At 34.6% G+C, this 14,342-nt stretch carries 13 protein-coding genes; 3 read left to right on the top strand and 10 right to left on the bottom strand.

Annotated features, from left to right (window positions below; all coding sequences use genetic code 11):
- Positions 1 to 70: 70 nt before the first annotated feature.
- The 4 genes from J2Z26_RS00345 to J2Z26_RS00330 all read right to left on the bottom strand — a co-directional run bounded on the left by J2Z26_RS00345 (position 71) and on the right by J2Z26_RS00330 (position 4,405).
- Complete coding sequence (locus J2Z26_RS00345) at positions 71 to 1,048, bottom strand: phosphotransferase enzyme family protein (RefSeq protein WP_193537615.1); 978 nt, start codon at positions 1,046 to 1,048, stop codon at positions 71 to 73.
- A 441-nt stretch (positions 1,049 to 1,489) separates the two neighbouring features.
- Positions 1,490 to 2,728, bottom strand: coding sequence for a serine/threonine transporter SstT (gene sstT / locus J2Z26_RS00340; protein ID WP_193537616.1), 1,239 nt, complete (start codon positions 2,726 to 2,728; stop codon positions 1,490 to 1,492).
- 231 nt (positions 2,729 to 2,959) lie between these two features.
- A complete protein-coding gene (locus tag J2Z26_RS00335; RefSeq protein ID WP_227413775.1) occupies positions 2,960 to 3,964 on the bottom strand; it encodes a helix-turn-helix domain-containing protein in 1,005 nt (334 codons plus the stop codon).
- Positions 3,965 to 4,096: 132 nt separating this feature from the next.
- Positions 4,097 to 4,405 (bottom strand): hypothetical protein, encoded by a 309-nt coding sequence (locus tag J2Z26_RS00330; RefSeq protein WP_193537620.1) that lies wholly within the window; start codon positions 4,403 to 4,405, stop codon positions 4,097 to 4,099.
- Between the two features lie 557 nt (positions 4,406 to 4,962).
- Here J2Z26_RS00330 and J2Z26_RS00325 point away from each other — a divergent pair.
- From J2Z26_RS00325 to J2Z26_RS00315, 3 genes are all read left to right on the top strand, one after another.
- Positions 4,963 to 5,397, top strand: coding sequence for a MarR family winged helix-turn-helix transcriptional regulator (locus J2Z26_RS00325; protein WP_193537622.1), 435 nt, complete (start codon positions 4,963 to 4,965; stop codon positions 5,395 to 5,397).
- Between the two features lie 23 nt (positions 5,398 to 5,420).
- Entirely contained in the window at positions 5,421 to 6,872 is a 1,452-nt protein-coding gene (locus tag J2Z26_RS00320; protein WP_193537624.1) for a CPBP family intramembrane glutamic endopeptidase, read from the top strand.
- A gap of 351 nt (positions 6,873 to 7,223) precedes the next feature.
- Positions 7,224 to 7,481 (top strand): hypothetical protein, encoded by a 258-nt coding sequence (locus J2Z26_RS00315; RefSeq protein ID WP_193537626.1) that lies wholly within the window; start codon positions 7,224 to 7,226, stop codon positions 7,479 to 7,481.
- 205 nt (positions 7,482 to 7,686) lie between these two features.
- Here J2Z26_RS00315 and J2Z26_RS00310 read toward each other — a convergent pair whose 3' ends face one another.
- The 6 genes from J2Z26_RS00310 to J2Z26_RS00285 all read right to left on the bottom strand — a co-directional run bounded on the left by J2Z26_RS00310 (position 7,687) and on the right by J2Z26_RS00285 (position 14,003).
- Complete coding sequence (locus J2Z26_RS00310; RefSeq protein ID WP_193537628.1) at positions 7,687 to 8,538, bottom strand: DegV family protein; 852 nt, start codon at positions 8,536 to 8,538, stop codon at positions 7,687 to 7,689.
- Between the two features lie 407 nt (positions 8,539 to 8,945).
- Positions 8,946 to 9,599 carry a YdeI/OmpD-associated family protein gene (locus J2Z26_RS00305; protein ID WP_193537630.1) on the bottom strand — a complete coding sequence of 218 codons (654 nt, stop codon included), beginning with the start codon at positions 9,597 to 9,599 and terminating at the stop codon, positions 8,946 to 8,948.
- A gap of 60 nt (positions 9,600 to 9,659) precedes the next feature.
- A complete protein-coding gene (locus tag J2Z26_RS00300; protein WP_193537632.1) occupies positions 9,660 to 10,112 on the bottom strand; it encodes an SRPBCC family protein in 453 nt (150 codons plus the stop codon).
- A 237-nt stretch (positions 10,113 to 10,349) separates the two neighbouring features.
- On the bottom strand, positions 10,350 to 12,029 hold the full coding sequence (locus tag J2Z26_RS00295; RefSeq protein ID WP_193537634.1) for a hypothetical protein: 1,680 nt from the start codon (positions 12,027 to 12,029) through the stop codon (positions 10,350 to 10,352).
- A gap of 162 nt (positions 12,030 to 12,191) precedes the next feature.
- Complete coding sequence (locus J2Z26_RS00290; protein WP_193537636.1) at positions 12,192 to 13,223, bottom strand: C45 family autoproteolytic acyltransferase/hydrolase; 1,032 nt, start codon at positions 13,221 to 13,223, stop codon at positions 12,192 to 12,194.
- Positions 13,224 to 14,003, bottom strand: coding sequence for a MerR family transcriptional regulator (locus tag J2Z26_RS00285; protein ID WP_193537638.1), 780 nt, complete (start codon positions 14,001 to 14,003; stop codon positions 13,224 to 13,226). It abuts the gene before it with no gap.
- Positions 14,004 to 14,342: the final 339 nt, after the last annotated feature.

Raw genomic sequence — 14,342 nt, 5'->3', positions numbered from 1 at the left:
TCTCTTTTTTTTACTATTTAATGAAATAGGAACTGGTTAACTAAACTTTTCGTATTATAAGAGTTTTAAACTATATTTCTAGTTTGTATTTCTGAATAAACTCCTTCACTCTAGGTAGACTTTTTTCAATAAAGGGACTTGGATCTTCGCTTACAACTAAAATATAGTTTAGGAAGTTTACCCTCCTCGCGGTCATTAACAAGTCTAAGTCAAACTCTTCAAACACTGGTAATGGTCTAATTTTTTTATACCCTTTGAAGAAAAGCTGCTTTACTTCATCAAAGTTATATTCTTCATCATACCTGTAATAGTACAATAAAATAGCAATGTCATGTAACGGCAATCCAAGCAAGACATCTTCAAAATCAATAATATGCATTTCGTTTCCGTTGACCAAGACGTTTGATGGGTTTAAATCACTATGAATGAGTTGAAGATGTTCTTCATTCTTTCGATAGTACCTCGACAATTGTTTATTTAAATAAGGTATAATTCTATCCATCATTTCATGGTATTCTCTTGATAAGTAACGCTGATATTTACTGTCTTTATATACGACTTTGTCTTCTTGATAATAGAATACATTATCCCATCTTTTTGGTGAAAAAGTCTTTGGAATCTTTTCACCGTATGTAGCTATGTGAAGTCGGGCTATTAGTTCGCCTAATTGAATAAAGCTCTCTTTGGTTTCATTCCCCTCTAGATCTCTCCCCTCTAACCAGGTGTAAATAGCAACTCGCATAGGGGAACTATCCTCATCTAACTTTATTTCTTGTATTTCACTTCCGTCTTTAGAAGACAGGATTGATGGAATTGAAATTCCACCTCTGTGGCATACAAGTTTCATCGCGAATACTTCCAATAATTTATCTTCTAAAGTGCTTGAGTTTTCTTGAAAAATTTTCAATAAAAATTTATTTCCTTTGATATCACTTAATTTGTATAAAATATTTGTTTCTTCAGCTAAAAAATTCATTTCTTGAAGTTGTATCTCGTACCGGTCGACTGCCTGTTTAGCTACAGCATCAAACATTTCCATGTTATTCATCCCAAAGCTTCACCTCTTTATCAAACATTTTGACTACTTCCTCAATCTTAAAATCTCAAAACTTAAATTGTCAAAAAGGCACTTCTCTAAATAACTGATCTTTAAATAACAAAAGAAGTACTAATCCTTCTTAAGTTAGAACCCATGTTAAGATACTGTATTATCTACTTTTATTAAAAATTCTACTTAAATTGGTTTTTATCTTAGACCTATCGACTTAGAAAAAAAAAACATCAATCCTAAAAGAATTGGTATTAACACAGGTATCATTACTAATACTGTCATAAAATAACCTACCTTTTTTGAACAGTTTAGTATTGTTACGTACTACGTTCGATAAAGTTTCAAAAAATTAAAAAAACGATAAATGTAAGTGCAAAACCTCAAAAAGGACATCCGTAATTAACCACCGGATGTCCTTCGTCTTAAAATTACTCTCTTCTATGCTACTTTTCTGATATCGATCTTCTTCCCTTCCTTACGCCACTCTTTATACTCAGCTGCTGCTGTAAAAAGAACATCCGTTGACGAGTTAATAGCCGTTTCAAAGGAATCTTGTACTACACCAATAATGAAACCCACTCCAACAACCTGCATTGCCACATCAGCTGGAATTCCAAACAAGTTACAAGCTAAAGGAATCAGTAATAGAGAACCTCCAGCCACGCCTGAAGCACCACAAGCACTTATTGCTGCAAGTACACTAAGGAGAATAGCAGTTGGAAGATCAACAGGAATGCCAAGTGTATGAACGGCCGCTAGAGTTAAGACAGAAATTGTCACAGCCGCTCCTGCCATATTAATAGTAGCACCTAATGGAATTGATACTGAGTAACGATCTTTATTCAACCCAAGATTTTCACACAATCTCATATTTACCGGAATATTCGATGCAGAACTACGTGTAAAGAAGGCTGTTATCCCGCTTTCCTTAATACACTTAAACACAAGTGGGTAAGGGTTTTGACGTATCACTCCATATACAATAACCGGGTTAACAACAAGAGCAACAAATAGCATACATCCAACTAACACGGCAAGTAGCTTTCCATAACCTAGTAATGAAGCAATTCCATTTGTACTAATAGACTCAAATACTAACCCCATAATTCCAAGTGGCGCAAATTTGATAACCCATCCGACAATTTTAGAGATAGCATCTGAGAAAGAAGAAATAACACTTTTAGTCGAGTCATTTGCATTTCTTAAAGCTAATCCTAGTAGTACTGCCCACGCTAAAATACCTATATAGTTCGAATTTGTTATGGCAGAAACCGGATTATCAACGACATTTAATAGTAATGCTCTAAGCACTTCCACCACATCGCTTGGAGCAGCAACACCCTCTGCGCTGTTTACTAGTGAGATACTTATCGGAAAAACAAAACTAACAATAACAGCAATGAAACTAGCTAAAAAAGTCCCTAAAAGATATAAGATAATTACAGACTTCATATTCGATTGTTGTCCCTTTTTGTGCTGCGCGATAGCTGACATCACTAGAAAAAGAACCAACACAGGAGCAATAGCTTTCAAAGCACCTACAAATAATGATCCGAAGATAACAATCGGGCTCGCTAATTGCGGAACCGCTAGTGCTAGAACAATACCTATCACCAAACCTATCAATATTTGCTTTACTAAACTTAACTTGTTCCAATTCTTAAGTAGTTTGTTCATTTTCTTTACCCCTCTTATGTTAGTTGATTTTTTATAGTTAGCTCTCTTACAGGGGCTCTTTTCCACCTGATATGAACAATTGTACACCTGATAAACACTATTATAATGTATTGTATATATATTACAATAGCAATCTCTTTAAAATATCATTGAAATATTTCCCATATTAAAACATAAAAAAATACCTGTGACTTATCGAATTCGACAAGTGACAGGCACTTTTAATTTAGCTTACTTAGCAAACATACCTTTAATCAATTTCTCATCAATAAAAGGCATAATCGCAATTACTTCACTGATCCCATTTTTAGAGATTGCATCTAAAGCCATTTCGTTCAGGAGTTCTTTTTTAATAAAAGGGGCTAGAGAGACAAGGGATTTGATTCCGTTTGTTTGATAACTTTTTTGAGCACATTCACTTATTACATCTTCGCTAACCGAATATGCAATTGAAGAAATAGCTGCTAAACCGTTAACCTCACACTCTTTCTTTGCTGCCTCATCAATGATTTCTTGGCTTATAAAAGGAATGATGGATGTTAAACCTTTTACTCCATTTGATTCAAGTTCTTTTTTAGCGCACTCATTAAGGATCTCTTGACTAATAAACGGAGCCATGGCTGTTAATCCTTGTAACCCATTTGCCTCATATTCTTGATTAGCAAACGTATCAATTACTGCCTCACTTAAAAAAGGGGCTACTGGTGTTAAACCTTTTAATCCATGTAACTTAAAACCTTCTTCTGCACATTCATCAAGAATTTCTTGGCTTATATATGGTGCTAGAGTGACTAATCCCTTTATACCTCTACCTTTATATTCTTTCATTGCTAAATCATTAAGGATATCTTCGCTAAGGAATGGTGCTACCATAGCAAGATCTTTTGATGAGAGGTCACCATCAATATTTTGATAAACTTTATCTGCCTGGTCTATTGAAAGAATTGGAACAACAGTGATGAATTCTTCCTTATCAATTGGTGTTGCCTCAGTAATATTGTCATTTTCTACGATATTTTTAACTAATTGTGTTCCTTTACTATTACCTAAAATATCATCAATTGAGACATCAAATATCCTTGCAAGTTCTGGGAGTTTTGATATGTCAGGCATGGTTTCCCCACGTTCCCAGTTACTAATGGCTTGAAAACTAACTCCTAGCTGATCTGCAAGCATCATCTGAGTAATTTTATTTTCCTTTCGTAACTGCGCAATACGTTTTCCTACTTTTTTCATGTCAAACAAAACAATCACCTCTTTTATTAGTATAAGGTAAGTGTAACTTTTAGAGGTATCGTTTCCTATCAAGTTATACTTGAATTTATGATTTTTGTAATTCAAGTGTGAGTTGAATTGTTTGAGCTTTCTCTAAGCAGTGTTGGCACTCATCGAAATACTTTCTATAAAGAACTGGATAGCCTCTATCGAATTTCGTGCAAAGATATAGACGTAATCCTGCTCGTTCATCTTTAGACCATAAACATTGATCTCGTAAATTCCTAATATATTATTGTCTATCATTTCCTTGACTTTAGCTTTGTTAACTTTATCAAAATCATCGGGTGAGAATTCATCTTGTAATGAAATCTTATTTTCTTGTACTAAATGAAAAAAGCAATGTGCCATTGTTTTTACCTGGTGTTTTAAAAAATATTCATAAACCTCTTTTACTGTCATTGATTTCACCTCATTAGTAGATTGTTTGTTTTGTTGGGATCATATATATAACCCTTTCAAACTAGTTATTGGGGTTAGGCAATGCAAAGGTGGCATGAAAAATAAAACTTTTTTATAAAAGTACTAGGAATTGATACTTTATCCGGATTTAAGTAAGTCTTTTTTGGAAAATTAATGAAATACTTAACATACTGAGTCAAATACTTAACTTTTAAGCTTAAATACTTAATAAAATCGATAGAATACTTTCTCTTTTAAACCAAATACTTAATATATATAAATACTTAATTTTTAAAAATTCCCGAAACTCAAATAGTAAGTCCCTTTCCCTCTATATCTTCCGTTTTCTCCTCATATGTAAAAGGATACTTTCCTTAGATTGTGTTGGAACGGTGATAAGATGAACACTCTCCCCCATGTATCCTGAAAGAAAAAGACCCATCATCCCGTTCCTTCTCCTTCCAATAATTTGAAAAAACAGTTGATTATTTTATCTTTCTACTGTTAATATTTAAGCACACTTAAATATTAAGTACTATAAAATTTGGAGTGAGATTATGAACAGAGAGAAGTTAATTCAAGAAGCAACAGAATATAACGAAGCGCTAAAGATTGTATTTATAAAAGAATATGAAAAAGTTCTTAAGGAGTTTGACTTATCTACTAAGCAAATATATATTTTAAAATTTCTTTCTCAAAAGGGGAGAGCAACAGTAAATGAAATTGCAGAATATATTAATGGAACAGCAAGTGCTGCAAGCCAACAAATCAAAAAGCTAGAAGAGAAGAAATATGTTCACCGTTCCATCAATAAAGAGAATAGAAGAGAAATCTTTGTAGATATGGATCAAAGAGGGATTCAGTTTTTTGAGGAAATGAAAAAAGCGGATGACTCAATCATTCAAAAGTACTTCCTTCGGTTGTCAGATCAGGAAATTCAATCGTATCACGGCGTTATGAAAAAACTATTTGAAATGACAAAAGGCCTTTAATTTTAGTCAAGGGGAGAATCTACATGGAAATCAGCTTTATTATTCTGTTTCTGTTTTTATTAATTTATGAACCAATCGTAGGATACTTTTCTTATCAAAGGTTTAGAAACAAGCTTGCCCTACATTCAACTTCTAGAGTACCTTATTACATTGAAGTAATGGCTGCTTTATGGGCTCCTACACTTTTTATCATAATCCTTATCTTTATTACGCCTCTTACATTTATGGATATAGGGTTCAGCTCAATATCGTTAACTACTTCTATCCTTGGGAAACCCGTCACTTATATTGTTTGGACTATCTTTGCCTTATATATAGGAATGTATATTTACCATGCTATCGCAATAAAATACAGTCCATCCTACAGAAGAAAAGTTGCCCTTGCTAAAAGGGAGCAACTAAAAAAAAGCCAATCATTCGCTGATATTCTTCCTGTTACCGAAAAAGAAAAGAAAGCATGGAAATACGTTTCTTTTACTGCAGGTTTTACTGAAGAAGTACTTTACAGAGGCTTTATAATTTATGTTTTATTCTATTTTATGCCCAATATCTCAATATGGCTCACTTTAATATTCTCGGCATTAGTGTTCGGATTAGCGCATACATACCAAGGTGTCGGTGGAGTTGTTAGAACAGGAATTATCGGTCTATTATTTGGAATGATGTATGTTACTATAGGCTCTATTCTACCTTTAATTGTTTTACATTTTCTTATTGATTGGGCGGCAAGAGCACATGATGATTCGTATGAGTTTGACCTTGACGAAGAAGAGGAATGTAGCAGTAATGAAGAAAATGCATTAGAAGATGAAATGATTGATACTGTTTTTCAAAAAATGGATAAGAAGTTATTTAAAGTTTTTAATAGTTCACTATTATCATATTCTATCGCAAGGGAAGTAAGCATGTATTATTACTTCTTTACAATAAAACCCCCGATTTTTAATAATAAACTCGGGAGCACATATACCATTCATAAGAGAAATGGATATTTAGGTATTATGATAGCACTACTTTTTGTAATACTGCTAGAGAGTGCTGGGCTTTTCTATCTTCTTCATAAATGGAGCCCAATTGCTTCTTGGATTCATCTACTACTAAATGTGTATGGGTTTACTTATTTAATCAGTGATTACAAAGCAATTACACGAAATCCAATACTATTAACAAACAAATACCTATATATTAATGTTGGATTGCGTAAATCATTAACAGTCCCTATTTCAGCAATACAATCTATTCAATCAGGGAATATGAACTATGAAAAGGATAAAAAAAGAAAAGATATATTCAAAGCAACCGTACTAGATATGGATACCCCTGATTATGAAATAGGTTTAAAACATAAAATACCTACAAAATCCTTTACAGGCACTATTCAGTATGTTGAAAAAATATATATTTCTATCGATGAGCGTGAAGCTTTTTTTAGAGACTTAACTAACGCAATTGATCAAGAGACTAAGGTTGTTTAGACCATAGGGGCAATTCAGGTGGTTCATTTTAGGACCAAAAAAGGACAAAGCAAAACAATTCAGTTGCTTTGTCCTTTTTACAATTTTAGTGGTCAAATTTACCATATTTTGTTTGTTATGCTATTTTTCATAGAAAATTTTAATGAAGAGGTTTTATTCAAAATACTGTTTTACATACATATAATCTAACGAATGAGGAGGGATGGGATGGTCATTACCAAACTATTACTATTTGGAGCTATGTTGATATCTATAAAATTTATATTAAAGATTTGTCTAGTAAAGGTATTCAAGGTAAATGAAGAGCCGTATCATTAGGAGTTTGCTAACAAAACACACAAAAGCATTAATATGATTGTAGTAGCTATCACCGTTCTTATTTTTCTTCTCCTATATTACCTTTTAGAAAAAGAAACAATTTCTCAGATGTTACTATTAGGGATCAGTTTATTTCTTCTAGCTATACCTTCAGTAATCGAAGCATACTTCTGGTGGAAAGATGATCAAAAATCAAGGTATTTCGTGCTATGTATTGGAGAAGCCCTACTTTTTATCACTGTTGGGATCTCTGTCTGGCAGTTTGGCATATTTGGACTAACCTCCATATAGTTGGAAAGAGTACGTAAACATGGGGACAGTATGAGACTGCTGAAAAAGTCCAACTATTTAAAAATGAAAAATAAAAAGAAAAACGGGCTTTTAGAATCGCTTCTAAGACCCGTGTTTTTCAAAGGGAGACATTTGTGCCCCCCTCAGATAAGGTGTTTTTTCAAATTGACTACTATTTCAGTGGTCTCGGACTGTTCTCCTTTATCTATACCTCCAAACCCGCAATTCCAAACCCACCTGGCCCTGCATGTGTTGAAATCATCGCCCCTGCTTGTATCCATGTAATCTGCTTGAAACCATTGTCTCTCGCCATTTTATCCATTTGTTGCTTGATCTCTTCATCTAAGCCAAGGGAGTAGATCAAATAAAGCTGCTCTCGATCAATGTTGTATTGAGTCAAATAATCATTCATAAGCTTTTTTGTCACTGCAGTCATGTTACCGCGATACTTCTTCGTAGAAACCAGTTTTCCTTCTAGCAAATCAATACGAGGCTTTATTTTTAACAAAGCTGCACCGAAATAGGCCGCATTACTTACACGTCCACCAGCTCTTAAGAAATCTAAGTTTCCAGGAACAAAAGCTAGCCTTGATTTTGGAACTTTTTCTTGAATTAATTTGGACAAGTGCTCAGGTTCTATCGTAGGATTCTTGTCTAGTAAAGTAGCAGCAAACATGACGATTGCGGCTAAACCACCGGTTACATTTAAAGCGTCAATTAATATGACATTATCAAATTCTTCAGCTGCTATGACGGCATTTTGAAAAGAAGAAGAAGCTTTTGACGTATAACCGATATGGATTATGATGCAATCAGGAAAGTCTTCTTTGATTTTTTTGAAAAATTGTTGGTACTCATGAATGTTCGTGGCTGTTGTAGAGGGAATTTGTTTTGTGTGAGTATGGTAGTCATAAATATCCGTTACCGGTAACACACCGTCTAAATGGTCCTCCCCATTCATAATAATGTGCATAGGAACTACTTGAACTCGATGTTTTTCTGCTAAATCCTTTGGTAAATCAGCTCCACTTTCTGTAGATAAAATGATTTTACTCATATGTACCCCTTCCTCTTGCCACTTATATTTTTGTATATCGTACTATTCTACTTCTTATACTTATTCTATTAATCACCTTCTTTTCCCTCTATCAAGCTTGGAACAATTGCGAGAAAACACGCTGAAAAAGTCCAACTTTTTTAAATGACTACTTTTTCAGTGGTCTCTGATAGTTCTCGTGTTTTAAGGTGGCTATTTTTTTTATGATTGTAACTCAAACAAACGTTTATTTGTTTTTTTCAACCCGTTGGCGTATTTGAGCTGAAGTCGATTCATCAAACGTTTGATTAAGTTGATGTTAGGAAAAATTGTTGCTCGAATACACAGGATAAAATCCTCATGTTTACTTCATTATCAAAACGAAAAAACATGAGGATTCTTCCCCATGTTTCCTATAAATTATGATATTATTTCTTCACTTGACGATACAAATCAATAGATTTAATACCCTGTGATAAGATATCTACCATTTGTGCTTGGCGTTTATCACGTGTAGTCTGTTGCTTAGCAGAAAAAATATAACGCGCCCAATCCTTTTGGTAGCCTGGAGTAAGTTCCTGATAAAACTTTAGCTCATTTGGATGATCTGTTAATAGCTTTTCTAAATCTTGAACATTGTCCTCGTAATCAGCTACACATTGACTCGCGGCAGATGACTTTTTATCTTTCTTCTTTTCACGCTTTAATCCTACAACAGTATATGTATCATCCATACTAACCATCCGTGAAAATTTCACATCGCTATTTCCTACATATCCATCTTCGGTTACTTTCATTGCAGGAAATATATCATCTCTATGTATGAATGTATCGTATCGCTTATTCCCTTTTTTCGGATAAGCAATAAATAGGTAGCCATTTTCTAGCAACTTTTCTTCACTAATAATTAATTGAGTCAGATTTACCATTTCATCAATCGTTTCGGCAAAAATAAAAATAGCATCATGGTCTTGTGTTAATACATTCTTATATCCATTAAAAATATCATAATCACTTGGTTGATTAAGCACAGCCACATTCTTATATTTTTTTAGATTTAATTTATCAATAATTGTCTTCATACATACTCCTTTACTCAGTTACTTATAACTAGATTAGATTAACACTTACCTATTAAGTTATCACTTCTCTAAATAGCTTTTTAAAGCATCCAAATCTTTTGCGCAGGCTTTTTTAAAAGTACCAGCTATCAATTTCCCAAATAATTTCGTAAAGCCGGTAAGGCCCTTTATCTCACCTTGTAATGTAACTTCCGAAGTATTTCCTGTAGATGTAATACGATATGTAAACAAGTATTCTCCTTTACCGGTTGTTCCTTTCGTGCCATCAACGCGTATTACAATTTTATCTGGTTCATGGAGTTCGATAATCTCAAAATGTTCAGAAGCCTCTTTTCCAAACATTTTTCTTGTTTCCTTCCACTGACTCCCCACCTGTATCGGACCCTCATCCAATCGCTCGATTCCCACAAACCCTTTCATCCAGTGTTTGGCAGAATCAAGATCAAGTAAGGCCATGTAAGCTTGTTCTTGGGACACCTGGAAAGTTCTTTTCACTTCAAAACGAATACTCAAATCGACTACCTCCTTAAAAACCATTTTTCTATGAGTATAGCATATGGTAAACGGGGACGGTTTGAAATTCTAGAAACATGAGAGCCCCTAGGTTTCTCCTTTGTTTCTCACAACAAAAAAGAGAACAACACCCGCTGTTCTCTTTTTAACGATTGAATGACGATATTTTCTGAACTTCCGTATGTTTTTGCAAACACTCCTTATTTTTAAGAAATCGAAGTATGTTCATGAGGACCCTTATTCCAGCCCTTCAATCACCATCTCTTTAACCGGCATAAATACTTCGCCTGTGTCTAAATAGTTCACCTTCACCTTATCGCCTTCTTGTAAATAAATTGCGAGAGGGCTATTTTCAGATGAAACGACATAGCTTTTCTTGTTGTCCAATAAGAAGGTGATACTTGTAAAATCGCCTACTTTTTCCTTGTATACTCTAATAACGATTCCACTTACTTGTTTTTCCTCAGCTTTTGAAGTTCCATCAACGGTACCTCCACCTCTTTGCAAGGCTGTTTTGTAGTGCTTCAATGCTTCATTTGGTGTATTTGCGTACACAGAAATTTCTGGGTTCGCAGCGGAAACAATGAAATAATTTTGAAGGAAACCGTTTGAATCAAGTACTGGAGTTAGCCAGCTTGCTTCACCATAAAAGTTATAAAGGACAGGCATTTCCCCATTCCACTTCTTTTCAATAAATTTCTTTTCAATGATTTGCAAAGCACCTTGTGAATCCATATAGGATGCTTCCAGATTACCGGTGTAGAAAGTTGCTTCACCTGTTCTTGAATTCGTAAGAGAATAGCCGAGCATGGAATCTACGCCCTCTTTTGGACTTGTGAAATCAGTGAAATAATACATATCCCCATTTTCATCAAAAATAGGACTCACATTTGCTTCTGTTCCTTCATCAGACGGCAATCTTACATCTTTTTTGCCAAATATGCTATTCCAAAATCCATGAACATAATTACCAAAGTAACTATTTTGTAAACTGACAACCTCTGGAGACACTGCACCATCAATGAATTCCGGGATCTCTTTTAAAGGATAATCCTTTGTTTCCCCCGTCTTAGGATCTACCATAATTACCCCCAAGACGTCAAAACCATTACGAGCCGAAATAAATTGTCCATAGGATTGAATATAATAAGGCTTGCCCTCATCATCAATTTCTAATTGAACATCGCCGTAGAAAATATGGTTCGGATAATCCATCCTAATCTGTCGTTCAAGATTCTTATGAAAATAAGACGAGGGTGTGTACTCCATTTCTGCCTTTATAAATTTCGGATTATCACTAGAGTTGGTTGCACTAATCGTAAAATAACCCGGTGTTGTACCCCCATTCAGCCATTTGAAAAATCCTGAAAATTCTACAGGTGCGATGTAGACATAGTTTCCGTTGACTTTTTGGATTTGCAAGTTTCCTAGTTCGTAATAGCTCGTGTCTGGAACCTGTCCAAACGACTTTTTCATCTTATTTCGAGCAAATTTTGGCGGGACACTTGCTGGCGTCTCTTTTTCATCAAATGTTTCAATTTCTGTCTTCGAAGCCATGTTGGCAACTTCATATTTTTCATCCGCATTAAAAAGGAATGCTGATAAGAACATCACTCCAACAACTAAACTTCCTAGAAATAATACGCCTTTGACCATTCGTTCCTTTCCAGAGGCAAAGATTGTCCCTGAAAGGGTAACTAGGATGGCTAAAAACCATAAGGACGAGAAGTTTCGGTCAAGGTTCGTTAAATAATAGAAAGAAAAGATTGTAATAACGATAAGAACGATTCCAGAGAGCAGCGCTCCCGTTTTGGACTTCTTTCCCTCTTTCTCTTTCGTGTTGTTACTAGAAAACGGAATCAGCACAAGAGCAGAGGCTAATCCCACGATAAGTGAAAATAAATAAATATTGCCCATACTACCACTCCTTCGATTAAACCTATATATCTATTACGAATAATTTATGGAAAAGTTTCAGATGAGAGATTTCCACATTCAGGAAAAGTATAGAATACATATGGGGACAGTCCTAGTGTTTGCTTCGTTTAGCGAAACGAAAGAAACATGAGGACCCTTGTTTCATATTTCATGAGTAATTATCCCCTTAACATTCTCAGGGAGAATCAATGCCCCCTCCATATATGCTTTAAGAGAAAACATCATCGGTTCACAATTCTCACCAACTCCAATTATCATACTTAATTCTTTTGGAGAATAAACAACAGTATGCAATGTACCAAAGTACTCTTTATAGTACTTAAAAAATAACGGGGAACTTCCTTCATTAAAATGATGATATGCTGCCATAGGGGATAGATTCTCTGTTAATAAGGAACTTGCATACTCCTTACGTTTTACTGAGCTTAGTACCTCTACTCTATTTTTCTCTTTCAATACTTCTGATTCAAAGTGATTCGTACATATTAGCTGATTGGTGAAGTTTATAACCTGTTGTTGTGGGGAAGCCTCTACTATTATACTTTTTCCACTTTGGTCTGTGATGGAGTAATTATAGCAATAGCCATGGGGGATATTGGTGATGAAGGTTATTGCGTCTTCAACATTTGCGCACTGTTCAAGTAGCATCCTAACAATTGTCGTTGCAATAAACCCCTCTTTCCTGTGTTCGTTATTTACAAAATGTAATCCTACTACCAGCCCTTTTTCATTCATTCCATCAAGTCTTCCAATTACTTGCTGACTAAACCCTACACTCGCATAGCCACCTGTAGGGTTGGTAAATACAAGTCTTGCATCGTACATTTCTGGGCTAAATTCATAATTGCGCACGTAAAAGCCATCGTTTACCAACGTAGTACACCCCATTTCCGGAAACACTACATCATATCCACTAAATAGTTTAATGATCGTATCTAATTCCATTTGAAATCCTTCTGCCAAGCCTCTTAGTTCTTGAAAAAGATTCGGTGAAACATTCTTTACTATTTCCTTCGCCATTTTTACATTTGAATTAGTAGTAAGTTGCCTTAGTTCGTCTATTTGTTCTAAGATCGGTAATGACATTAATTCTTTACCTTGTTCTAAGCCAAACTGATAATAGCTTCCTCTCAAATCTACTATTCTTACAATTAACTCTTCATTTTTATACATTCACGATTTCCCCCTTATTCCGATTTGAGTGACAGGCATTACTAAATCGAGATCTGTAAAGTCCTCACCACGATACCATTCTAGTATAGAACCTGTTGGAACCCATTTGTTTTCGCTTGCATAGTTTACTAATTTGCGATAGCCTTCTTGTATTTTTGTGATTGGTTCATTAAAAGACATTGCTATACATACACAAGAAGCCATATGTTCTATGAATGCAATTTCAGAGAGCTCGTTTGTTTGTATGTCAGATGGTAGACCAAAGCCAATTTGTGCTTTAATCAATTCTGTTCCTGATAAATATTTTAAATAACAACTTTTTATAGGAATATTTAATATCTCGAGTTCTTTCATTCTCTTACTAAAATGTTCTTTGAATTGCCCTACATTCGATTCAGCAGAAAACCAAATAATAGTTTCCGCGTTTTTTTCTATCAAATAAATTTGTTCATGTGTAGAATCACTCTCTAAATAACGTAAACTCACATTCAAGATATCTAGCTTTTCCTTTATAATTTGAATCCAATTATCCATCATTTTTTGTCGGGTTTTATCATCGTCTACCTTTAAATAGGCTTGAATATCTTTAATCGGTACATTAGCTAAACGTAAACTGGAGATTAACTTAATGGTTGCAACTTGGGTCTCACAATAAACTCGATACCCGCTAGTGTTTCTACCTGCTGGACGAAGTAAATTTGTTGACTCATAATATCTTAATGTACTTTTGGAAATACCAGTTCTTTCAGAGAAAGTCTGTATTGACATGAACTTACTCAAACCATCACACCCCTTTACATTCAATGTTACACCTTAAAGTTACTTTAAGGTCAAGGGAAATTTGATAAATAAAAAGGCTTGCTACTCAGGCAAGCCTCTTCATGGAGGATTTCTAATATTATGAGGCTAATAAACCACATTAAATCATGGGAACTTGAAACCGACTTAAATGGTACACAAGAGAAAAACACAGGGATGAGTTGAGACTGCTGAAAAAGTCCAACTATTTAAAAATGAAAAATAATGAAAGAGAAACGGGCCTCTAGAATCGCTTCTAAGGCCCATGTTTATCAAAGGGAGCTGATTCAACTTTTAAATAGTTGCACCTATACGTTGCTA

It is taken from the genome of Cytobacillus luteolus, from assembly GCF_017873715.1.
GTDB classification, from domain to species: domain Bacteria; phylum Bacillota; class Bacilli; order Bacillales; family Bacillaceae_L; genus Bacillus_BV; species Bacillus_BV luteola.
Note: the sequence above shows the minus strand (reverse complement) of the source record. Positions and strands in the feature narration are given on the sequence as shown.